The following is a 19,812-nucleotide window of genomic DNA, read 5'->3' as shown; positions in this document are numbered from 1 at the left end:
GCCTGCGCAGGGATCAATCGGAAATGGTCAGCGCGCGATGCGCGGGCGTCCGCCGCAGAACTGCTGCTCGACCGCCCGCTCGTAGCCGAGCTCGCGATCATAAACCATGACGGTGCGGGTCAGGCAGTCGCCATCCTGCACCAGCCCGGTGTTGATGAGGCGGCCGTTGGGATCGGCGACGACGGTCGGGGTGCAGGCGGCGGCCGTAGCGGCGAAAGCGATGCCGGCGATGATCTTGGCGATAGGGTTCATGGCAGCGCTCACATATAGAGGCCGCGGCCACAGCGGCGCACGCGCCGGTTCTCGTAGTAGCCGGTATAGCGGTTGAACACGCGAACGGTCTTGTAGAGGCAGTACTTGCCGTCGTTGCGGCCGTCGTAATAGGTCCGGCCGGTGTCCATATCGACGCCGAGGAACTCGTCCTGGCCCTTCTTGCCGCCCTGGGCGAAGGCCGGAGCCGTCGCAAGGCTGATGGCGGCGAAGCCGACTGCGGCGATGGCTATCTTGAGCATGGCAGTTCTCCTGTCTTGCGGCGGAAATATGTCCAGCACCGCTTGGCGAAGCTTGCGCCAGTCAGCACGGTTTTCGCGCGCCCCCGCATGTTTATCCATGGTGAGCAGCCAGATCGGCAGGCAGATCACCGCTCTTCCCCCCATGCCCCCATAGCAGATCAGCTTGCGGCTTTGCTACCCGCAACGCGCCGCAATCTGGCCACGATTATGCCACGAGCCAGAATCGGATGATTTCGCGAGATGTCGATGCGGGCTCGCAAGCCTATGCACCCGGCCAGAGTGCCCTGCCCGGCAGACCGGTCAGTGTGGGCTGAACGAAGCGTAGCGCATGATCTTGACGTCCTGCTGGACGAAGGTGCCGCGGTTGCCGCGCCGGAATTCGTGCCAGGCCGGGTCGGCGTCGAGCTTTGCCCGCCGCTCCTCGCGATCGGCGAGGCTGTCATAGACCCAGATATAGAGGACCTCGTTCAGCCGCCCGATCTCGCTGACGAAGACGCCGAGCAGGCGACCAAGATACTTCTGCTGCACCGGCAGCCCGTGCTGCCGATAGCGCTCGAGATATTCGTCGGTCCGCCCGTGCTCGACCACATAGGTCCGGTGCTCGATGATCATGGCGAGGGTAATCCTGCTCAGGCTGATGGCTCGGGCGGCGTCAGGACGGCGCCGGAGGTGAAGAATGCGTCGAGATTGGCGATGACCAGCGCTTCCATGGCGCGCCGCGTCTCATGCGTGCTCGCGGCGATATGCGGCAGCAGGACGACCCTGTCGCTACCGAGGAGACCAGCCGGCACATTCGGCTCGCTGGCATAGACGTCGAGGCCGGCACCGGCGATGCGGCCGTCGCTCAGCGCCTCGACCAGCGCGGCCTCGTCGACGACGCTGCCGCGCGCAACGTTGACGAGGAAACCGTCGCGACCGAGCGCCTCGAGCACAGCTGCCGAGACGAGATGGTGCGTCGCCGGTCCGCCGCTGCAGGACAGGACGAGGATGTCGGCCCAGCGCGCCAGCTCGATCAGGTCGGGGACGAATCCATAGGGCACGTCGGACTGCCGGCGCCGGCCGAAATAGCGGATCTCCATGCGGAAGCCAGTAGCGCGGCGCGCGATCTCGCGGCCGATCTTGCCGAGCCCGACGATGCCGAGGCGCTTGCCGGTGGCCTGCGTCGCCAACGGAAAGGCGCCGGCCTTCCAGCGGCCTTCGCGCACGAAGCGATCAGCGTTCACGAGCCGCCGCGTCGTCGCCAGGATCAGCCCGAAGGCCGTATCCGCAACGCAGTCATTGAGGACATCGGGCGTGATCGCGACCTGAACGCCGAAGCGGGCGGCCGCCGCCAGATCGAGCTTCTCGGTGCCGACGCCGAAGGAGGCGACCACGCCGCCGGGGATCGCCGCCAAGAGCTCGGCCGTGCAGGCATGGCGCGCCATGGTGATCGCGCCGGCGAAAGCGCCGTGATGGCTGGCGAGGAAGCCGGCCGGATCAGCCTCCTGCCAGAGCGGGTGCACGGAGAAGCGCTCGCGCGCGGCCTTGGTCAATCCTGGCGGCAGCGGGCCGATTTCGAGCAAGCGGGGCATTGAGCTAGGCATGATGTGTCGAGCCTCGACATCAGAATGGGCTCCGCGAAGCGCCGGCTCAGGCCATCGCTGCCCTGCCCTCGGCGTAGCGCGGCGAAAGCAGCCTCAGGCGCGCAGCAAAGCGAGATAGCGCTCCGCGATGCGCTGCCCGAGTTCGGCGAGTTCGGCCGCTGCACGTGCTTCCGTTTCCGCGGAGAGCACGGCGGTCGGTATCGTGCGGGCGAGGCTGCCGACGACGCGCGAGCCGTCGGGCGGCAGGATCGGCACGGCGACGCCGCTGAGATAGGGCGTGATCCGGCCATGGCTGGTGGCGTAGCCGGCGCGCCGGATCGTCGCCATGGCGCGGCGGAACTGGTCCCAGCTGTCGCCGAGGCCGGCCGATGCGATCTCGGCGGGGCTGCGCAGATAGATCTCGCGGATGCGATGCGCCGAGAGATAGGGCAGCAGAGCCAGAGAGGCCGCACCCTGGAAGAGCGGGAACGGCAGGCCGCGCGCCCGGCGGATGATGACGCGCTTGCCGTCATGCTCCAGCGCGTCGGGCCCTTCCTTGAAGATGCAGAGCACCTTGTCGCCATAGAGGCTGTGCAGCAGCAGCGCACTGTTGTCGCAAGGCTGCCCGTGCAGCACCTCCTGCCCAGCCCGGTAGAGCGGATCGGTGAGCGCGACCAGCCGCTCCAGTTCGATGATGCGCGCGCCCAGGCCATAGCTGCCGTTCGAGGCCGGGCTGAGCAGGCCGACATCGCTCAGCTCCTTCAGATAGCGATAGGCGGTCGAGCGGCTGCAGCCGAGCTGGGCGATGATCTCCTCGACCGCCACCAAGGGCGTCGCCAGCGAGAACATGTCGAGCACGCTCAAGGCCCGGCCGAGGCTGCTCAGCAGAGACTCGCCCTCCTTCGCAGCGCCATCGCCGGGTTCGGCGACATCCTCGATCGTCTCGACGAGGAAGGCATCGTTCGACACGCCCTGCCCTTTCACGCAAAATCCCATAATACGAGATAATTTCTCTCTTCTGAGAGCTAGCAGAGCTCTCTCGCTTTGCCAAGCGAAACGAAATCCACGCCTTTCCAACACGTTATGAGTGAAACTCACACATATCTCAAAAAATCTCATAATACGGGATCATTGACGAAGTGCTTATTGTAGGACAGCATCCCGGCCAACAGAGAAGGATGGATGGGGTGGAGATCGCCTTTCTGACGCCGGTCATGCCAGAGGTGCGCGCGGCGATCGCCGCCTGCGCCCATGAGGGCCAGCGTCTGCATTTCGCGGACAGCGAGGTGCGCCAGGAGCAGCTCGCATTGGTGCGGACGGCCGAGGTGATCGTCTCGGCCGGGCCTTCTCCAGCTTCCGCAGGCGCCTTTCCATGACCAAGCCTCTGACCGGCCGCGTGCCGCCCGAAGCCATCCGGCGGACCGGACTGCCGCGCCTGTCGTCCGACCTGCTGCAGCGCTATGGCGCGCTCTCCGACCTGACCAGCGCGGTCTCGGACGCAATGGACAATCTCGGCGTGTTCGGCGCGATCCCGGCCTCGACGCTGGCGCCGACGCTGGCGAGCGGCCGCGTCGTCGGCCAGGCCGTCACCGTGCGCAATGTCGAGCGGCCGCAGAGCGCGACCGCCGCCGCCGCGAGCCGGGTCGGCAAGATGGGCGAGCACGAGGCCTATAACCAGGCCGAGCCCGGCGATGTCGTGGTGATCGAGGGCCTGACCGGGCTGTCGAACATGGGCGGCCAATCGGCCGCCGTCGCCCATCGCGCCGGCTGCGTCGGCGCCGTGATCGACGGCTCCTTCCGCGATCCCGATTCCTCGCGCGAGCGCAATTTCCCGATCTGGTCGCGCGGCGTCACCCCGATCACCGGCAAATGGCGGCTGGAGACGGTCGAGATCAATGGCCGCGTCCGCATCGCCGGCGTCTCGGTCGATGCCGGCGATCTCGTCGTCGCGGACGAGGCCGGCATCGTCTTCGTGCCCTTCGCCGAGGCGGAAGCCGTGCTGCGCGAAGCCGAGAAGATCGACGCCGGCGACAACCGCCAGAAGAGCGACATCGCGGCGGGCATCGACCTGAAGACGCTCGCCGCCACCAAGTACAAGTGAGGCCGACCATGACCGTGGAAGACGACGTCGAGATCCGTTGCGTCGTGCAGAGCGCCGATATCCTCGGCGAGACGCCGCGCTGGTGCGAGCGGACGAAGCGGCTGTGGTGGGTCGATGTGCGCCGGCCGGCGCTGCAATCCTACGATCCCGCCACCGACAGGCACGAAGCCCGCCGGCTGCAGGCCGACCTGATGATCGGCTCGATCGCGCCGCGCGAGGCCGGTGGCTTCGTCATGGGCACCAATAGCGGCATCTATGTCTACGATCCCGCGACGAGCGAACCGCCCAGGCGGATCGCCGATCCGGTCGGCGACGTTCCCGGCATGCGCCTCAATGACGGGCGCTGCGATCCGCGCGGGCGCTTCTGGGTCGGCAGCATGCACGATCACAACCGGGTTCCGGTCGGCGTGCTCTACCGGCTCGATGCCGACCATGGCTGCAAGGCGATGCATGACGGCTTCGTGCTGCCGAACTCGATCGCCTGGAGCCCGGATGGCGGCACGATGTACTTCGCCGATACGCACAACCAGACGAGCTTCGCCTTCGACTACGACCTGGACGCAGGCACGACCAGCAACCGGCGCGTCTTTGCCGACTGGACGCACCAGCTCGGCCGGCCCGACGGCGCGACTGTCGATGCCAAGGGCTATCTCTGGACGTGCATGGTCGCGACCGGCCATCTCGTGCGCCAGGCGCCGGACGGCAGCGTCGACCGGATCATCCAGCTGCCGGTGACCAATCCGACCTGCCCCGTCTTCGGCGGCAAGGACCTCGCCACGCTCTACATCACCAGCCACTCGCAGCGCCTGGCGCCGGAGACGCTCGCGGTCGAGCCGCTCGCCGGCGCCGTGCTGGCGCTCGATGTCGGCGTGCGCGGCCTGCCCGAGCCGCGCTTCGCCGGCTGACACAGCAATAACGACAGTCTGGGAGGACGAACCATGCATCGGATCATCAAGGCGGTCGCGCTCGCCGCGATCCTCGCGACGCCGGCCAAGGCGGCCGAGACCATCAAGCTGCTCGTCCCATTCGCCGCCGGCGGGCCGACCGACCTGTTCGCGCGGATCATCGCCCCCGATCTCGGCAAGGAGCTCGGCGGCACGGTCATCGTCGAGAACCGCGGCGGGGCCGGCGGCACGATCGGCACGGCGGCGGCGACGCGCGAGAAGGCGGACGGACGCACGCTCCTGCTGACCACCTCGGCATTGGTGCTGAGCGCCGGCACGATGGCGAGCGTGCCTTACGATCCGCAGAAGGACATCGAGCCGGTCTACCTGCTCGGCGAGGTCCAGACGATGATCGCGGTGCGCCCCTCGCTCGGCGTCGACGATCTCAAGGGCCTGGTCGAGAAGGCCAAGGGCACGAAGCTGAACTACGGCTCGACCGGCAGCGGCGGCACCATGCATCTCGGGGCCGAGCTCTTCGCCAAATCGGCCAAGGTCGCGATGGAGCAGATCGCCTATCGCGGCGCGGCGCCGGCGCTGACCGATCTGATCGCCGGCTCGGTCGACCTCGTCAATGCCGATGTCCCGATCCTGCGCCAATACGTCAAGGACGGCCGGCTCAAGGGCCTTGTCATCTTCGACACCAAGCGCTCGGCGCTGCTGCCCGAGATCCCCAGCGCGACCGAGGCCGGCATGCCGGACCTGATGCTGACCAACTGGTACGGCGTGCTGATGCCGAAAGGCGCTGCCCCGGCACAGAAGCAGAAGATCGCCGACGCGATCGCCAAGGTGGTCAAGCAGCCGCAGATCGCCGCCAAGCTCGCCGATAACGGCTTGGAGAATCCACAGGACACCGCCGCCTTCAAGGCGCGCCTCGACGCCGATTTCGCGCGCTGGCTGCCCTGGCTGAAAGCGAACGGCATCCGCGCGGAATGAGGCGTGGCCCGCCCGAGGCCTGAGCTTTCGACATCGAGACCCATGACATGAGCAGCAAAGCGCCCGGGCGCATCGCCGGCAGCAAGGATCTCTGGTCCGGCCTGATCTTCATCGGCTTCGGCCTGCTGGCGATGGCGCTGGCCCGCGGCTATGCGATGGGTCATGCCGGGCGCATGGGGCCGGGCTATTTCCCGACCGCGCTCGGCGGCGTGCTCGCCGTCATCGGCCTCATCCTCGTCATCCAGGCGTTCCTGTCGTCGGGCGAGGCGGTGACGGGTCTGGCCTGGCGCAAGGCCGCGCTCGTGCTCGTCGCCAGCGGCCTGTTCGGCGTCACGGTCGAAGGGCTCGGTCTTGCGCCCTCGACCGTGCTGCTGGTGATGATCTCGGGACTCGCCAGCGAGCAGTTCCGGCTCTGGCCTTTCCTAGCGCTGGCAGTCGGACTCTCCGCCTTCAGCGTGCTCACCTTCGTCACGCTGCTCGGGCTGCCGATCCCGGCTCTCGGCCCCTGGCTCGGTTTCTGAGGCGGCGCGATGGAGCTCTTCGACAATCTCGCGCTCGGCTTCTCGACCGCCTTCACCCTGACCAACCTGTTCTATTGCCTGATCGGCACCATCCTCGGCACCGCCGTCGGCGTGCTTCCGGGGCTCGGCCCGCTCGCGACCATCGCGATGCTGCTGCCGGCGACCTTCGCGCTGCCGCCGGTGACCTCGCTGATCATGCTGTCCGGCATCTACTACGGCGCCCAATATGGCGGCTCGACCACGGCGATCCTGGTCAATCTGCCGGGCGAATCCTCCTCGATCGTCACGGCGCTCGACGGCTATGCGATGGCCCGCAACGGCGAGGCCGGCAAGGCGCTGGCGACGGCGGCGCTCGGCTCCTTCTTCGCCGGCTGCGCCGCGACGCTGCTGCTGGCGCTGTTCGCCCCGCCGCTTGCCGTGGTGGCGCTGACCTTCGGCCCGGCCGAATACTTCTCGCTGATGGTGCTCGGCCTCGTCGCCTCGGTGGTGCTGGCCAATGGCTCCGTGCTGAAGGCGGTCGGCATGATCCTGCTCGGCCTGCTCCTCGGGCTGATCGGCCTCGACGTCAATTCCGGCATCCCGCGCTTCACCTTCGGCATGCCGCAGCTCTATGACGGGGTGAACTTCGTCGTGGTGGCGATGGGCGTCTTCGGCCTCGGCGAGATCATCCACAATCTCGAACAGGGCGAGGCGCGCTCGATCATCTCGCGCAAGATCGGCGGGCTGATGCCGACGCGCGCCGACCTGAAGCGCATCGTCGCGCCGGTGCTGCGCGGCACCTTGCTCGGCTCGGCCCTCGGCATCCTGCCGGGCGGCGGCGCGATGCTCGCCTCCTTCGCCGCCTATGCGCTGGAGAAGAAGGTCTCGCCCAACCGCGCGCAATTCGGCAAGGGCGCGATCGAGGGCGTGGCGGCCCCGGAATCGGCCAACAATGCCGGCGCCCAGACCTCCTTCATCCCGATGCTGACGCTCGGCATCCCCTCGAACCCGGTGATGGCCTTGATGGTCGGCGCCATGGTGATCCAGGGCATCCAGCCCGGCCCGGCGGTGCTGACCGAGCAGCCGACCCTGTTCTGGGGCATCGTCGCCTCGATGTGGATCGGCAATGTCTTCCTGGTCCTGCTCAACCTGCCGCTGATCGGGCTATGGGCGCGCATGATCATGGTGCCCTACCACTACCTCTTCCCGACCATCCTGGTGTTCTGCGCCATCGGCGTCTTCAGCCTGAGCAACAGCACCTTCGACATTGTGCTGATGGTCGGCTTCGGCTTCTTCGGCTATCTCTGCGCCAAGCTCGGCATGGAGCCGGCGCCGATGCTCCTCGGCTTCATCATCGGCCCGATGATGGAAGAGTACCTGCGGCGGGCCCTGCTGCTCTCGCGCAGCGATCCGATGGTCTTCCTGCAGCGGCCGATCAGCGCGGCCATGCTGGCGCTCGCCGCCCTCCTCCTGGTGCTCGTGCTGCTGCCCTCGCTGCAGAAGAAGCGCGCCGAAGCCTTCCAGGAGTGAGCCCGTGGACAGCGACCTGCCGCGCAATCGCGTCAAGGAGCGGCTGGCGCGCGACGAGATCGCCGCGACCATGGCGGTGCGGCTGGTCCGCGGCGTCGAGATCGCCCGCATCGCCGCCACCGCTGGGCTCGACTCGATCTATGTCGATCTCGAGCACGCGATGTTCAGCGCCGAGACGACCGGGCAGATCTGCCTCGCCGCGCTCGACATGGGCATCACCCCGCTGGTCCGGCTGCCGGCAAACCAGCCGGAGCACATCGCCCGCGCCTTCGAAGGGGGCGCCATGGGCATCATCGCCCCGCATGTCCGCTCGGCCGAAGAGGCGCGCCGGATCGTCGATGCTGCCAAGTTCGCGCCGCTGGGCTCGCGCGGCGTCGCCAGCCTGTCGCCGCTGACCCGCTTCCGCAGTTATCCGAACGCCGAGGCGATGGCCTTCATCAACGCCCTGACGATGGTGATCGTGATGATCGAGTCCGGCGACGGCGTCGCTGAGGTCGAGGAGATCGTCGCGGTCGAGGGCGTCGACATCGCCTTCATCGGCGCGGTCGACCTTGCCGCCGATCTCGGCAGCCCCGGCAAGTTCGACCATCCGCGCCTGCATGACGCCATCTCGGCTGTCATCGCGGCCTGCCGGCGCGCCGGCAAGCATGCCGGGCTCGGCGGGCTCGCCGCCCGGCCCGATTTGATGAAGACCTATGCCGCCATGGGCGCCCGCTTCGTCTCGACCGGGGCCGACTTGAATTTCCTGCTCGGCGCCGCCCAGCAACGGGCACGGGCGGCCCACGCCCTGCTCACCGAGTAGCGCTCACTCCTTGATCGCATCCGGAAGCTGCTGCCAGATTCGCTTGGAGCGGCGGAGCACCCAGCCCACCGCCGTGATCGAAGGCCGGAAACTCCAGCCTCCAGCAAATGGTCTCGGATCACCCGGCTACTGCGCTGTGTGGGGGGCGCCGGGCAACCCTTGTGCACAAGCCCTAGCCGTCGAGCAAAACAAAACTGGGAAGAGGTACCGGCGCGGAATGGAGCGGGCGGAGGGAATCGAACCCTCATAGCTAGCTTGGAAGGCTAGTGCTTTACCACTAAGCTACGCCCGCGCGTCCCAGACGCCTTATCAAACCCCCGGCAGCGCGGCTAGCCCGAATTTGGCCACCTCGTCAGCTTGAAGGTTTTCTGAGGTGGCGCGTCAAGGCTGCTGCTCTACCATTGAGCTGCACCCGCGCCGGCCGCCAAATTCCGCATCGGACCGGTCAGTGTCAACCCATCCCGGCGAAGAAGATGGCCTCATCCACCTGAGGTGTGCGGGCGCAAGCTCACATATCGCTCAAGGCACGCTGGCCGAGCCAGATCGCCGCGCCGGTGAACAGGCCGAGCGCCGCCCCGCCGACGAGCGTACCGAAGGCCAGCGCGCCGGCCGCAGCCACGGCTGTGCTGAAAAGCGTAATCCCCATCATCCGTCTCCCCGGCGGCAAATCTAACGACGCCGCGCCCCACGGCAGCCCCCATTTGGGGGAGGAAGAGCAAATTTCGAGTCCCATTGAACTAAAAGTGAGTGTCGAAGCCCCCCAAATGGGGGGCGATAGAGCACCTCGAGCCTGATACCGATAGGCTGGGGGAAAACAACATGTCCGAACTCGGCGAGCTCTATTGCCCGTTCAGGGCCGAGATCATCTCGGCGATACCGCGGCCGTTGATGATGCTGATCCACGGCATGGGCGTGCTGGCCCTGCTGCTGCTCGAACTCTGATCGGCGTCGCTCCGCCCCGATCCTAACGCTTGGTCATCTCGATATCGGGAATCGTCGGCCCGCTGGCGCTGCGCTCGCTTTCGACGATGGGCGGAGACGGAACCCGCGAGATTCGCAGCGCGATATAGATGGCGACGGCGACCGACAGCCCGACAAGGTAGATCAGCATGCCCTGTGGCCCCCGAAGCTGCATCAGCAGGGTCGCAGCCAGCGGCCCGATCGCCGAGCCGGTGCCCCAGAGGAACAGGAGCTGCGCCGAGAGCCCGACAGCCTGGTCGCGCCCCATGCGGAAATAGGCGTGCGTGACCGCGACCGTGTAGAGCGGGACGCTGCAGCCGCCGATCAGGGCGAACAGGCCGAAAAGCCAGATCCGGCCATGGGCGGCGTCGACCTCCAGGAGCATCATCAGGCCGGCCGCGACCACCGCGACGGTGCTTGTGGCGACCAGCATGATGAGCCTGCTGGCGACCCGGTCCGCCAGCAGGCTCATCGGCCATTGCAGCAGCAGCGCGCCGATCTGGATGCCGGCGGTGAGCAGGATGGTGGCTCGCTGGTCGAGGCCGGAGAGAATGCCATAAGCAGGCGCGACGCTGGTCAGCGGGCCGCCGACCATGCCGACATAAAGGCAGCCGACTACGGCGGCCGGCGCCTGCTGCCACAGCGTCCGCAGGCCGACCGAGACGATCTCGCTCGATTCTGGGCCCCTCGCCCGCGTCAGCGCCACCGGGATCAGCGCGACCGAGAAGGCCATGCTGGCGAAGAGGAAGACGTCCTGCGACTGGATCGCGACATAGCCGACGCCGATCTGCGAACCGATCAGCGCGACGCGGTTGAGGATCTGGTAGATGCCGAAGATCCGGCCGCGCTGCGACCGGTTGGCCTGCCCGCTGATCCAGCTCTCGATGCAGATACCGTGGCCGGCCGCCGCCAGGCCCATGACCAGCCGCGAGATTCCCCACCAGGCTTCCGGCAGCATGGGAAAGCTCAGCGTCGAGACTGCCTGAAGCGCGGCGAACACGGCAAAGCCGCGGATATGGCCGACGCGGCGGACGAGCGAGGGGTTGACGAAGCAGCCGATCAGGAAGCCGAGCGAATAGGCCGAGGCGACGAGGCCGATCAGCAGTGGCGGCTGGTTCGCGATCGCCATCTGCAGCGGCACGACCGTGTTCACGATCGTGCCGGCGACCTGCAGGATCAAGGCTCCTGCAACAATGGCGCCGAGCGCGGCGACAGAACCGCCCCCTTGGGTCTTTGCTGTCACTGCACCGTCATACCCGAATAGCCGATCCGGAGAGGCTATCAGCTCGCTCGGATTCGGGGAAGGCGAAGGTGGCGGGGGAAGCGGTTCGTCACAAACGGGGCGGACCAACAAGGCGTGCGCCTCATCGCTGAGCTATGGCGGGCCGATCTGAGTTTGAGACGCCTCCGCCTGCTGAGGCCGGCCGAGGTTGGGCAGCTCCTGCCAACCGTACCAGGCGCCCGCTGTAAGGTTGGTGTCAGCGGGCGGGATCTAACGTCTTCCCATCGAAAGCCGGCCGGTTGGCCGCCAGAAAAGGGAGACGAACATGAACGCAACGATCGAAGCCATCGCCCTGAATGACGAAGCCCTGGAGGACGTCGCCGGTGGCGTGAATTGGACCGCTGTGGGCGCGGTGACGGGAGGCGTGGTTGCGGGCGTCGGAGCCGTGGTGGCTTTGCCCGCCTTCGCCACGGCTGCTGCAGGAGCCGTGATCGCAGGTGCCGCTGCCGGAATTGGCGGAGCCATCGGCACCGGCGTCGGCAAGGTCATCGATCTCGTGAAGTGAACCGACGCCTGCTCCTTCCGCCCGTCAAATAACCAGAACTCCAAAGGAAAACGCCGATGACCAACATCTCATTCCAGAACGACTGCAGCAGCGCCCTCGCGGACCACGACCTCGATCTGGTGGTCGGTGGTGCGTCCTGGCAGGGCATCATCGGCGGCGCGGCCGCCGGCGTCGGACTTGTGGCCGCCACCATCGCTTTCGCTCCAGCGGTGGCCACCGGCGCCTCCGTCGGCTTCGTCGCCTCGATGATCGGTGGCTCCACCGTGGCCGCCGGGGGCGCAGGCTCCATGGTGGGTGGGATCGTCGACCTCATCAAGGGCAACTGACACCTAAGTGCAGCGGCACGCTGTCGTCACGACATGGCGAGAATGGGTCGGTGGCAAACCAGCAAACGCGGCCAGCCAAGGCTGGTCGCCTGCTACGCAAGAAAATCCACAGGCGCCGCATCCGTACCCGCCTCTCGGGCGTATAGGGCTAATGCCTAAGCCTAATAGCCGGAAGCGGCCGGCTGCTGAGATGCCGCTATCGACCGAAGATCCCATCGACCTCGAAACCCAACGCAGACTGAGACGTGACCTGAAGCTGACCAGCACCGATATCGCCGAGATCGACCTCGAACTCGCAATCGAGGCGGGGTTGCTGAAAAAGCCAAAACGACGATGAGACGAGAAAGCCCGACCTGCCAAGGCCGGGCTTTGGTCACTCTGCGCGCCGGCAAATCCGCAGTCGCCGAAAGCAAGCTGTCAGCGCCTAACTCAAGAGGCCGCGGAACTCTGCTTCCGGAACCGAACGTCTATTCTCGCGCCGGATCACTGGGCGCAGGCAACGTGTCAAAAAAGAATGAAATCAACGCTCGAAGAGCAAGGTGGTGGGGGAAGCAGGACTCGAACCTGCGAAGGCATAGCCAGCGGATTTACAGTCCGCCCCCTTTGCCGCTCGGGACATTCCCCCGCCTTGCCGCAAGCCGAACCCGAAGGATCGACCGCAACCGCCTGTTTCACTTTTGTGAAGGGCGGCAGGCGCGGGCGGACTTATGAGGAGAGGGCCGCCGCCTGTCAACGCCTAAAAGCCATCTAACGACAAGCAATCGTACCGAGCACCTCCTAGCCCTGCGGCCAGTTGGCGCGATGACGCCTGCGCCAGTCCATGGCAGCCGGCACGAAGGCCTGGAACGGCGTCGTGTCCGGCCGCTCGATCGCATCGGCGAGATCGGGCGACGGGTGAATCAGGCTGCGCACGCCATGGCGATGCACCCAGACCGGCAGCTCGCCTTGCCGGGCGAACATGGCGATAACCTGCTTGACTAGGCTGCTGCGCAACGCCCGTGAACTGCCGACCGGCCGCGCCACGACGCAGAAGCGCGCGAACGGATTCGGATGGTCGTCCTCGCCCTCCAGGCAGAAGATCACGCCGCAACGGTCCGGCCGCGCCGCGTCCGGCATGGCGTCGATGCGCCGCCACAGGCAGAACCAGGTACGGCAGATGCCCGGGCGCGTCTCGTAGATGCCGCAGCCGGTGCCGGTGTTGTGGCGGCACATGATGCCCGCGGGCTTGCCGACATCGGGATCGACGATGCGTAGCGCCTCGCAGCAGGCGACGCAGTCGCCGCAATCGCGCCCCGGCACCAAATGGTTCAGCGTCCGGCCCGAGCGCATCGAGCCGGCCTGCGCGCTTTCCGCCATGACGCGCCTCCTCAAGGCAGCGGCGAAGCCCCGAGCCTAGCGCGGATCCTTACCTATCGGAAGCGCGGCCTCGCACGCGGTCGAGCACGAAGGCAGCGCGCGTCTCGACATCGGCGCTCGGCAGTTCGACCAGGTCGTAGCCCTGCTCGCGATAGGCCGCGGTGACCGCCGCATAGGTGCGCTCGGCCTCGGCGAAATCCTGCTTGCGTTCGGCATCCTGCGCATAGATTTCGCGCCAGGGCGGCGCCGCGAACACGATACAGGCATAACGGAAGGCACGAGCCGCGCGATCGAAATGCTCCGGCACCGGCAGTCCGCAGAGCCTGAGATAGCCGATGCTGTCGGGCACACCGCGGTCGAAAAAGACCGGAGCCTCCGTCGCCTGTGCCTCATGATAGGAGCGCAGGTCGAAATTCAGCATCGACTCGGCGAACAGGGCCCGGTCGCGCCAGGGCAAGGCCGGCCCGTCGATGGCAAGCTGGTCGCGGATGATCGCCCGGCCGGCCTCCGGCGCCACCGCATGACCTGCGGCGGCCAGCGCGGCCAGCAAGGTGGTCTTGCCGGCGCCGGGCCCGCCGGTCAGCACGAACAGGTGCTCATTCGTCTTGGTCATCCGCATTGTCTCCTTGTGATGAGTGAGTCGAAAGTCCCGCATCCCAGCCTTCAGGCTGGCCAAGCCGGCCGCGCCGTGGCAGGGCATGGCGTCACCTTTCCGGAGCCATGATGTCCGCCCCGTCCCGCCCCCGTTTCCAGAATCGCCGCGGCCGTCCGGATCGTGACGGCCCGCCGCCGCACCGGCCCGGCGAGATCGACGAGGCGATCCTCTACGGCGCCCATCCGGTGATCGAGGCGCTGCGCAATCCGCGCCGGCGCTTCCGCAAGCTGCTCGCCACCGAGAACGCGCTGAAACGCCTGACCGAGGAGGTCGGCGAGTTGCCGCTGGTGCCTGAGATGGTGCGGCCCTCGCAGATCGACCGGCTGCTGACGCCCGACGCCGTCCACCAGGGACTCTATCTCGTCTGCGATCCCCTGCCCTCGCCCGATCTCGACAGCCTGCCGGACGACGCGATCGTGCTGGCGCTCGACCAGATCACCGATCCGCACAATGTCGGGGCGATCCTGCGCTCGGCCGCGGCCTTTGCGGTCGCCGCGGTGATCGTCACCATCCGGCACTCGCCGGCGGCGACGGGCGTGCTGGCGAAATCCGCCTCGGGCGCGCTCGAGCACGTGCCGCTGGTCGCGGTGAAGAATCTGGGAGATGCGCTGGAGAAGCTGGGCGAGCGCGGCTTCCTGCGGCTCGGCTTCGATTCGGAAGGGGACGTCTCGCTCGACGAGGTCCCGCTGCGCAAACCGCTGGTATTGGTGATGGGCGCTGAGGGCAAGGGCCTGCGCCAGCGTTCGCGCGAACTCTGCGACCATCTCGCCCGGCTCGACATGCCCGGCGCGATCAAGAGCCTCAACGTCTCGAACGCGACCGCGATCGCACTCTACGCGGCGACGAGGCGCTGAAGCATCGGTCCCAAAAGTGGAAGCCACTTTTCGGATAAATCCGATGCGACAATTGTGATCTGAGCCTCAGCGCCGTGCCACCCGGCCGTCGCTGCCGAAGCGCATGACCCTGACTACAGGCTGGCCCCTGCGCGTTTCGATTCGATAGAGCACCGGATCGGCCGCAGGCGGGCGCGGAATGCCGATCGCGACGGGAATCGAGCGCTCTTTCTCGGGAGGCGGCTCGCTCGCCTCCGGCACGACGACCACGACCCGCTGGTCGCCCGGCCAGCCATAGAGCCCGGAATAGCCGTCGCCGTAGAAGCCGGCACGGCCGTGGCGGACATGGCCCGGTCGCACACCCGACCGCATCGGCGCGAACCGCGGAACCGGGCCGGACAGACCGGCCGGCGGCGCCGCGCCGAAACCGGGCGCGGCGGCAGCCGGAGACGCGGCGACGCAAAGTCCCGCGAACACGATACCCAGAGGCATTGCGGAGCGATCTCTCATCGCCACCTCCCCTTCCTGCGCTCACCATCAGCCCCGGGGGCGATATGGTTAGCGAAAGGTTAGCGGCTTGCGTCCGGCAAGGCGAGTCATCACGGAATTCGGAACCGGATCGCCCCACAGAACGCTCAATCCTTCGTCTTACGCCTTTCGGTGCAAGACCAAGTGCTCGGTTGAAGATTGCCGGGGGCGGACGCATTCCTAGCCTATCAAACTTGGCTTTTCAAAGGCCTTTGCCCTGAGCCGGCTCGCCCGGCTCCAAGCGAAGAACCGCCGGCAAGGCGGCGTGAGGATGCAGCGGATGGTCCGCGTATCCGGGGGAACGACTAAGACGGGAGCGCTTCATGAGCATGGCACAGGCATCCGGGGCGGCTGGACCGCGCCCGATGACCAGGGAGGAACGGAAGGTCATCGTGGCCTCCTCCCTGGGCACGGTCTTCGAATGGTACGATTTCTACCTGTACGGCTCGCTCGCCACGATGATCGGCGCGCATTTCTTCTCGGCCTTCGACGCCAATACGCGCGCCATCTTCGCGCTGCTGGCCTTCGCCGCGGGCTTCCTGGTGCGTCCGTTCGGCGCGCTGTTCTTCGGCCGGCTCGGTGACCTGATCGGCCGCAAGTACACCTTCCTCGTCACCATCCTGATCATGGGCGCCTCGACCTTCCTGGTCGGCCTGCTCCCGAGCTACAACAGCATCGGCTGGGTCGCACCGGTCATCCTGATCGCGCTGCGCATGCTGCAGGGCCTGGCGCTCGGCGGTGAGTATGGCGGCGCGGCGGTCTATGTCGCCGAGCACGCTCCCCCGGGACGGCGCGGCTTCTACACCTCCTGGATCCAGACCACGGCGACGCTCGGCCTGCTACTGTCGCTGATCGTCATCCTGGGCATCCGCACCGTCATGGGCGAGGCCGATTTCGCCGCCTGGGGCTGGCGCATTCCGTTCCTGATGTCGGTCTTCCTGCTCGCCATCTCGGTCTGGATCCGCCTGCAGATGCAGGAATCGCCTGCCTTCCAGAAGATGAAGGCCGAGGGCACCGGCTCCAAGGCTCCGCTCTCCGAGGCCTTCGGCCAGTGGAAGAACGCCAAGATCGCGCTGCTCGCGCTGTTCGGCCTCACCGCCGGCCAGGCCGTCGTCTGGTACACTGGCCAGTTCTACGCGCTGTTCTTCATCCAGAGCATCCTCAAGGTCGATCTCTACACCTCGAACGTGCTGATCGCCTGGGCGCTCATCCTCGGCACCGGCGGCTTCATCCTGTTCGGCTCGCTGTCCGACAAGATCGGCCGCAAGCCGGTCATCCTGGCGGGCTGCCTGATCGCTGCGCTGACCTATTTCCCGCTGTTCGGCGCGCTCACCAAGGCGGCCAACCCGGGCCTCGCCGCGGCGCATGAGAACGTCAAGGTCCAGGTCGTCGCCGATCCCGCCACCTGCGGCTCGGTCTTCGATCCGGTCGGCGTGCGCACCTTCACCCAGCCCTGCGACGTCGCCCGCCGCACGCTGGCCGCGCAGGCCATCCAGTACACGCTGGCTCCGGCTCCCGCCGGCACGGCGGCCAAGGTCACGGTCAACGGCAAGGATGTGGCGATCGACGCCGGCTTCGCCGCCAATATCGGCAAGGAAGCGGTCGCGGCCGGCTATCCGGCGCCGGGCGACGCCCGCATCGTCAAGACCGGCTTCCTCAGCGCGCTGTTCAACGCGCAGTCGCTGACGATCATCGCGATCCTGACCGTGCTCGTCATCTATGTGACGATGGTCTACGGCCCGATCGCGGCGGCGCTGGTCGAGCTCTTCCCGACCCGCATCCGCTACACCGGCATGTCGCTGCCCTACCACATCGGCAATGGCTGGTTCGGCGGCCTGCTGCCGGCGACCTCCTTCGCCATGGTGGCCGGCACCGGCGACATCTTCTACGGCCTCTGGTACCCGATCGTGATCGCGATGATGACCTTCGTCATCGGCATGCTCTTCGTGCCCGAGACCAAGGACCGCGACATCCTGACCTACGACAACGACTGATCGGTTTGTCCAACCGCTCTGCGAAGCCCCGCCCGAAAGGGCGGGGCTTTTGCGTTGAAGCGCCGGGAACCGGATCATCTGTCCCGGCGAGGCCTTGCGGAGAGCAGTGCCCGCCTCGTCCGGATACTATCGCCTTCCCTAGCTGTATGGCACATAAATGCCTCAGCATCGTCCGGGCGCGGTCAAAGTATATCACTCGAATTCATCGCTTATTTGGAGACCATTTCGCAAATATTGTGAATACGAATCCCGCCAAGACTCGAGGCGAGCCAGTCCGTCGCATGGCAGGACATCGCCGCAAGCTGATATTAACCGACCTAAGCTAGCGTCGCCGATGCTGGGCGGATCGGCCGCGCCCGACATGCCTGAAACCCAATGCCGGCATCGCTGATGACGATCCCATGGATCTTGCGACCCTCTGGTATCTGACGATCGGAACACTGGTCGTCGCCACGGCGATGACGCTCTGGGAGCGACAGGCGCACGCCCTGCGGTCGGCGGAGCTCGGCATCTGGGCCGCCGCCTATGGCGTGTTCACGCTCGGCTGCTTCCTAGCCATGTACCGGAACCTGCTTCCCGGCATTGCCGGCCCTGCCCTCACCAATGTCGTCATGGTGCTCGGCTATGCGATGGTCCTGCAGGGCGTCCTCGCCCTCGACGGCAAGGGCTTTCGCCTGACGCTCCTGGCAGGCTTCCTCGTTCTCCTCGGCCTGGCCTGGTTTGTCGGCGGCGCCGGCATGGGCAGCGCCTTCTGGAACCATATCGGCGCGCTTCCCATCGCCGTCATCTGCGCCCTGACCGCGCTTGCCGTGTTTCGCAGCGGCACGGCGAACGGGCTGCGCTCCCGCCCGGTCGCGATCATTGTCTTCGCCTGTCACAGCCTGACCTATGCCGCTCGTGCCTTCGTCGTGCCGCTGGCGGTGTCGCACTACGGCGACGGCGTCCTGCCCGTCGTCGCCAAGATGACGATGTACGAGGCCGTGCTGTTCACGGTCGCGATGCCGATGTCCCTGATCGCGCTGGTGCGCGAGGAGGAGCGAGCGCAGCTCCTCGCCCATGCTCGCACCGACTTCCTGACCGGGCTCCACAACCGCCAGGGCTTCTTCGAGCTCGGCCCCGAGCGCCTGCGCAGCCAAGGGCGGAGCGGGTCCCACACGCTGCTTGCCTGCGATCTCGACCACTTCAAGGCGATCAACGACACCTATGGGCACGATGCGGGCGATCAGGTCCTGATCCTCTTCGCCCATGTCGCCAGCGAGGCCGCCGGGCCGGAAGCCATGGCGGCGCGGCTCGGGGGTGAGGAGTTCGCGATCCTGCTGCCCGGCATGGGGCCGAAGGACGCGCATGAAGTCGGGCAGAGCATAGCGCGGCGCTTTGCCGAGGCGGCAGCGCGCAGCGATGGGCTCGCCATAGCGGCCACCGTCAGCGTCGGCCTCGCCGAGAGCCAGGCCGGCAACGCCGATCTGAGCGCACTCCTGGCAGCCGCGGACCGCGCCCTCTACAAGGCCAAGCTGCTTGGGCGCAACCGCATCGAGATCGCCGAGCCCATGGGAACCGCGGCGGCGGCCTGAGCTGTCAGGCCGCGCCTCCCGCCCGGTCAGCGCCTCACACCGGCAGCACGGTGACCGGCGTGCCGAGCGCGACGCGGGCGTAAAGGTGGATGATGTCCTGGTTGATCATCCGGATGCAGCCAGAGGAGACGTTGGTCCCGACGGTATAGGGCTCGGTCGTGCCGTGGATGCGGTAGCCGAGATCGCGCCCCTCGCCGAAGAGGTAGAGGGTGCGGGCGCCGAGCGGGCTCTTCGGCCCGCCGCGGACGCCGGGGCCGCGCGGCGTCGGCTCGAGCTGGGCCCTGATTTGCGGGTCGCGCTCGATCATCTCCTGCGGCGGCACCCAGTCGGGCCAATCGCGCTTCATGTTGATCTTGGCCTGGCCCGTCCAGCCGAAGCCCTCGCGGCCGACGCCGACGCCATAGCGTGTCGCGACGCCCTGCGATTCGACGAAGTAGAGATGATAGGAGCCGGGATCGACGACGATCGAGCCCGGCGGCTCAGGCCGGCGGAACTCGACCGTCTGGCGCAGATAGCGCGGCTCGATGCTCTGATAATCGACCGCCGGCACCGGAAAGCGCTCGCCGGGATATTCGACATAGGCCTGCGCGTAGTTGGGGCGCGCCAGCGTGCGCGTCAGGTTGGGGCCTCTCGGAGCGGCGATCTCCGGCAGACCCACGATGCTGCCCCCTCCGCCGCAGCCGGCGAGACCGGGGGCGAGGAGCGACAGGGACGACATGGTAAAGGATCGGCGGCTCAGCATGGGCACATCTCAGACAAGGCTTTTGAAAAGCATCGACTTAGATGGTTACGAGCCGGTGAATGCCGGTGCGTTAGTTTCCGCTTCGCTCAGAACCTCATCTCGACGCGTCCCTTGAGGGCGTGGTCTCTGGAGCGTTCGCCGATCGCCGCCGAGTAGGTCAGGCCGAGGGCGGTGGA

General features: G+C 67.1%; 25 protein-coding genes and 2 tRNA genes. 14 read left to right on the top strand and 13 right to left on the bottom strand.

What is annotated here, in order from left to right; all coding sequences use genetic code 11:
* Positions 1-27: 27 nt before the first annotated feature.
* The 5 genes from AC3WLC_RS31440 to AC3WLC_RS31420 all read right to left on the bottom strand — a co-directional run bounded on the left by AC3WLC_RS31440 (position 28) and on the right by AC3WLC_RS31420 (position 3,043).
* A complete protein-coding gene (locus AC3WLC_RS31440) occupies positions 28-252 on the bottom strand; it encodes a hypothetical protein (RefSeq protein WP_493687827.1) in 225 nt (74 codons plus the stop codon).
* 8 nt (positions 253-260) lie between these two features.
* On the bottom strand, positions 261-512 hold the full coding sequence (locus tag AC3WLC_RS31435) for a hypothetical protein (protein ID WP_493687826.1): 252 nt from the start codon (positions 510-512) through the stop codon (positions 261-263).
* 300 nt (positions 513-812) lie between these two features.
* Positions 813-1,124, bottom strand: a complete 312-nt coding sequence (locus tag AC3WLC_RS31430) for an NIPSNAP family protein (protein ID WP_493687825.1) — start codon at positions 1,122-1,124, stop codon at positions 813-815.
* Positions 1,125-1,141: 17 nt separating this feature from the next.
* Entirely contained in the window at positions 1,142-2,083 is a 942-nt protein-coding gene (locus AC3WLC_RS31425; RefSeq protein ID WP_493687824.1) for a 2-hydroxyacid dehydrogenase, read from the bottom strand.
* 105 nt (positions 2,084-2,188) lie between these two features.
* Positions 2,189-3,043, bottom strand: a complete 855-nt coding sequence (locus AC3WLC_RS31420) for an IclR family transcriptional regulator (protein WP_493687823.1) — start codon at positions 3,041-3,043, stop codon at positions 2,189-2,191.
* A gap of 218 nt (positions 3,044-3,261) precedes the next feature.
* Here AC3WLC_RS31420 and AC3WLC_RS31415 point away from each other — a divergent pair, with 218 nt between their 5' ends.
* From AC3WLC_RS31415 to AC3WLC_RS31385, 7 genes are read left to right on the top strand one after another with little or no spacing between them, the layout of a single operon-like run.
* Positions 3,262-3,450, top strand: a complete 189-nt coding sequence (locus tag AC3WLC_RS31415) for a hypothetical protein (protein ID WP_493687822.1) — start codon at positions 3,262-3,264, stop codon at positions 3,448-3,450.
* Positions 3,447-4,175 (top strand): RraA family protein, encoded by a 729-nt coding sequence (locus AC3WLC_RS31410; protein ID WP_493687821.1) that lies wholly within the window; start codon positions 3,447-3,449, stop codon positions 4,173-4,175. Before AC3WLC_RS31415 ends, AC3WLC_RS31410 begins: the two co-directional genes overlap by 4 nt.
* An 8-nt stretch (positions 4,176-4,183) precedes the next feature.
* Positions 4,184-5,080, top strand: coding sequence for an SMP-30/gluconolactonase/LRE family protein (locus AC3WLC_RS31405; protein WP_493687820.1), 897 nt, complete (start codon positions 4,184-4,186; stop codon positions 5,078-5,080).
* A 33-nt stretch (positions 5,081-5,113) separates the two neighbouring features.
* A complete protein-coding gene (locus AC3WLC_RS31400; RefSeq protein WP_493687819.1) occupies positions 5,114-6,052 on the top strand; it encodes a Bug family tripartite tricarboxylate transporter substrate binding protein in 939 nt (312 codons plus the stop codon).
* Between the two features lie 47 nt (positions 6,053-6,099).
* Positions 6,100-6,573, top strand: a complete 474-nt coding sequence (locus AC3WLC_RS31395; protein ID WP_493687818.1) for a tripartite tricarboxylate transporter TctB family protein — start codon at positions 6,100-6,102, stop codon at positions 6,571-6,573.
* Positions 6,574-6,582: 9 nt separating this feature from the next.
* Positions 6,583-8,082 carry a tripartite tricarboxylate transporter permease gene (locus AC3WLC_RS31390; RefSeq protein ID WP_493687817.1) on the top strand — a complete coding sequence of 500 codons (1,500 nt, stop codon included), beginning with the start codon at positions 6,583-6,585 and terminating at the stop codon, positions 8,080-8,082.
* A 4-nt stretch (positions 8,083-8,086) separates the two neighbouring features.
* On the top strand, positions 8,087-8,884 hold the full coding sequence (locus AC3WLC_RS31385) for an HpcH/HpaI aldolase family protein (RefSeq protein WP_493687816.1): 798 nt from the start codon (positions 8,087-8,089) through the stop codon (positions 8,882-8,884).
* 218 nt (positions 8,885-9,102) lie between these two features.
* Here the strand turns inward: AC3WLC_RS31385 and AC3WLC_RS31380 are convergent.
* Both AC3WLC_RS31380 and AC3WLC_RS31375 read right to left on the bottom strand, forming a co-directional pair.
* Positions 9,103-9,176 (bottom strand) — tRNA-Gly (locus AC3WLC_RS31380).
* 216 nt (positions 9,177-9,392) lie between these two features.
* A complete protein-coding gene (locus AC3WLC_RS31375) occupies positions 9,393-9,530 on the bottom strand; it encodes a hypothetical protein (RefSeq protein ID WP_159650377.1) in 138 nt (45 codons plus the stop codon).
* Between the two features lie 173 nt (positions 9,531-9,703).
* On the opposite strand from AC3WLC_RS31375, the gene AC3WLC_RS31370 reads away from it, so the two are divergent.
* On the top strand, positions 9,704-9,826 hold the full coding sequence (locus AC3WLC_RS31370; RefSeq protein ID WP_493687815.1) for a hypothetical protein: 123 nt from the start codon (positions 9,704-9,706) through the stop codon (positions 9,824-9,826).
* 22 nt (positions 9,827-9,848) lie between these two features.
* Here AC3WLC_RS31370 and AC3WLC_RS31365 read toward each other — a convergent pair whose 3' ends face one another.
* Positions 9,849-11,024: an MFS transporter gene (locus AC3WLC_RS31365; RefSeq protein WP_493687814.1), complete on the bottom strand. Its 1,176-nt coding sequence runs from the start codon at positions 11,022-11,024 to the stop codon at positions 9,849-9,851.
* A gap of 367 nt (positions 11,025-11,391) precedes the next feature.
* On the opposite strand from AC3WLC_RS31365, the gene AC3WLC_RS31360 reads away from it, so the two are divergent.
* The 3 genes from AC3WLC_RS31360 to AC3WLC_RS31350 all read left to right on the top strand — a co-directional run bounded on the left by AC3WLC_RS31360 (position 11,392) and on the right by AC3WLC_RS31350 (position 12,294).
* Positions 11,392-11,631: a hypothetical protein gene (locus tag AC3WLC_RS31360; RefSeq protein ID WP_493687813.1), complete on the top strand. Its 240-nt coding sequence runs from the start codon at positions 11,392-11,394 to the stop codon at positions 11,629-11,631.
* 56 nt (positions 11,632-11,687) lie between these two features.
* The gene (locus AC3WLC_RS31355; protein ID WP_493687812.1) at positions 11,688-11,957 is read left to right on the top strand and encodes a hypothetical protein; all 270 of its coding nucleotides are present in this window, start codon (positions 11,688-11,690) and stop codon (positions 11,955-11,957) included.
* A 190-nt stretch (positions 11,958-12,147) separates the two neighbouring features.
* Entirely contained in the window at positions 12,148-12,294 is a 147-nt protein-coding gene (locus AC3WLC_RS31350) for a hypothetical protein (RefSeq protein WP_493687811.1), read from the top strand.
* A gap of 203 nt (positions 12,295-12,497) precedes the next feature.
* Here AC3WLC_RS31350 and AC3WLC_RS31345 read toward each other — a convergent pair.
* The 3 genes from AC3WLC_RS31345 to AC3WLC_RS31335 form a co-directional block, all read right to left on the bottom strand.
* Positions 12,498-12,582: transfer RNA gene (locus AC3WLC_RS31345), tRNA-Tyr, on the bottom strand.
* A gap of 152 nt (positions 12,583-12,734) precedes the next feature.
* Entirely contained in the window at positions 12,735-13,313 is a 579-nt protein-coding gene (locus AC3WLC_RS31340) for a hypothetical protein (protein ID WP_493687810.1), read from the bottom strand.
* A 49-nt stretch (positions 13,314-13,362) separates the two neighbouring features.
* On the bottom strand, positions 13,363-13,926 hold the full coding sequence (locus AC3WLC_RS31335) for an AAA family ATPase (protein ID WP_493687809.1): 564 nt from the start codon (positions 13,924-13,926) through the stop codon (positions 13,363-13,365).
* 107 nt (positions 13,927-14,033) lie between these two features.
* Between AC3WLC_RS31335 and rlmB the strand changes: the two genes are divergently transcribed.
* The gene (rlmB, locus tag AC3WLC_RS31330) at positions 14,034-14,822 is read left to right on the top strand and encodes a 23S rRNA (guanosine(2251)-2'-O)-methyltransferase RlmB (protein ID WP_493687808.1); all 789 of its coding nucleotides are present in this window, start codon (positions 14,034-14,036) and stop codon (positions 14,820-14,822) included.
* Positions 14,823-14,888: 66 nt separating this feature from the next.
* On the opposite strand, the gene AC3WLC_RS31325 is transcribed toward rlmB, so the two are convergent.
* Entirely contained in the window at positions 14,889-15,293 is a 405-nt protein-coding gene (locus tag AC3WLC_RS31325; protein ID WP_493687807.1) for a hypothetical protein, read from the bottom strand.
* A gap of 359 nt (positions 15,294-15,652) precedes the next feature.
* Here AC3WLC_RS31325 and AC3WLC_RS31320 point away from each other — a divergent pair, with 359 nt between their 5' ends.
* Complete coding sequence (locus AC3WLC_RS31320; RefSeq protein WP_493687806.1) at positions 15,653-17,323, top strand: MFS transporter; 1,671 nt, start codon at positions 15,653-15,655, stop codon at positions 17,321-17,323.
* 401 nt (positions 17,324-17,724) lie between these two features.
* Complete coding sequence (locus tag AC3WLC_RS31315; protein ID WP_493687805.1) at positions 17,725-18,894, top strand: GGDEF domain-containing protein; 1,170 nt, start codon at positions 17,725-17,727, stop codon at positions 18,892-18,894.
* A gap of 34 nt (positions 18,895-18,928) precedes the next feature.
* Here the strand turns inward: AC3WLC_RS31315 and AC3WLC_RS31310 are convergent, their stop codons facing one another.
* On the bottom strand, positions 18,929-19,612 hold the full coding sequence (locus AC3WLC_RS31310; RefSeq protein ID WP_493687804.1) for a L,D-transpeptidase: 684 nt from the start codon (positions 19,610-19,612) through the stop codon (positions 18,929-18,931).
* Between the last annotated feature and the right edge of the window lie 200 nt (positions 19,613-19,812).

The sequence above is a fragment of the Allobosea sp. GW821-FHT03A12 genome (assembly GCF_058986765.1).
Note: the sequence above shows the minus strand (reverse complement) of the source record. Positions and strands in the feature narration are given on the sequence as shown.

Bases quoted from the DNA above. Each gene is read 5' to 3' on its own strand.
- AC3WLC_RS31360 (WP_493687813.1), top strand. From the start codon at position 11,392: ATGAACGCAACGATCGAAGCCATCGCCCTGAATGACGAAGCCCTGGAG.
- AC3WLC_RS31370 (WP_493687815.1), top strand. From the start codon at position 9,704: ATGTCCGAACTCGGCGAGCTCTATTGCCCGTTCAGGGCCGAGATCATC.
- AC3WLC_RS31390 (WP_493687817.1), top strand. From the start codon at position 6,583: ATGGAGCTCTTCGACAATCTCGCGCTCGGCTTCTCGACCGCCTTCACC.
- AC3WLC_RS31400 (WP_493687819.1), top strand. From the start codon at position 5,114: ATGCATCGGATCATCAAGGCGGTCGCGCTCGCCGCGATCCTCGCGACG.
- AC3WLC_RS31430 (WP_493687825.1), bottom strand. From the start codon at position 1,124: ATGATCATCGAGCACCGGACCTATGTGGTCGAGCACGGGCGGACCGAC.
- AC3WLC_RS31405 (WP_493687820.1), top strand. From the start codon at position 4,184: ATGACCGTGGAAGACGACGTCGAGATCCGTTGCGTCGTGCAGAGCGCC.
- AC3WLC_RS31355 (WP_493687812.1), top strand. From the start codon at position 11,688: ATGACCAACATCTCATTCCAGAACGACTGCAGCAGCGCCCTCGCGGAC.
- AC3WLC_RS31335 (WP_493687809.1), bottom strand. From the start codon at position 13,926: ATGACCAAGACGAATGAGCACCTGTTCGTGCTGACCGGCGGGCCCGGC.
- AC3WLC_RS31340 (WP_493687810.1), bottom strand. From the start codon at position 13,313: ATGGCGGAAAGCGCGCAGGCCGGCTCGATGCGCTCGGGCCGGACGCTG.
- AC3WLC_RS31395 (WP_493687818.1), top strand. From the start codon at position 6,100: ATGAGCAGCAAAGCGCCCGGGCGCATCGCCGGCAGCAAGGATCTCTGG.
- AC3WLC_RS31435 (WP_493687826.1), bottom strand. From the start codon at position 512: ATGCTCAAGATAGCCATCGCCGCAGTCGGCTTCGCCGCCATCAGCCTT.
- AC3WLC_RS31375 (WP_159650377.1), bottom strand. From the start codon at position 9,530: ATGGGGATTACGCTTTTCAGCACAGCCGTGGCTGCGGCCGGCGCGCTG.
- AC3WLC_RS31315 (WP_493687805.1), top strand. From the start codon at position 17,725: ATGGATCTTGCGACCCTCTGGTATCTGACGATCGGAACACTGGTCGTC.
- AC3WLC_RS31320 (WP_493687806.1), top strand. From the start codon at position 15,653: ATGAGCATGGCACAGGCATCCGGGGCGGCTGGACCGCGCCCGATGACC.
- AC3WLC_RS31350 (WP_493687811.1), top strand. From the start codon at position 12,148: ATGCCGCTATCGACCGAAGATCCCATCGACCTCGAAACCCAACGCAGA.
- rlmB (WP_493687808.1), top strand. From the start codon at position 14,034: ATGATGTCCGCCCCGTCCCGCCCCCGTTTCCAGAATCGCCGCGGCCGT.
- AC3WLC_RS31440 (WP_493687827.1), bottom strand. From the start codon at position 252: ATGAACCCTATCGCCAAGATCATCGCCGGCATCGCTTTCGCCGCTACG.
- AC3WLC_RS31325 (WP_493687807.1), bottom strand. From the start codon at position 15,293: ATGCCTCTGGGTATCGTGTTCGCGGGACTTTGCGTCGCCGCGTCTCCG.
- AC3WLC_RS31410 (WP_493687821.1), top strand. From the start codon at position 3,447: ATGACCAAGCCTCTGACCGGCCGCGTGCCGCCCGAAGCCATCCGGCGG.
- AC3WLC_RS31310 (WP_493687804.1), bottom strand. From the start codon at position 19,612: ATGTCGTCCCTGTCGCTCCTCGCCCCCGGTCTCGCCGGCTGCGGCGGA.
- AC3WLC_RS31425 (WP_493687824.1), bottom strand. From the start codon at position 2,083: ATGCCCCGCTTGCTCGAAATCGGCCCGCTGCCGCCAGGATTGACCAAG.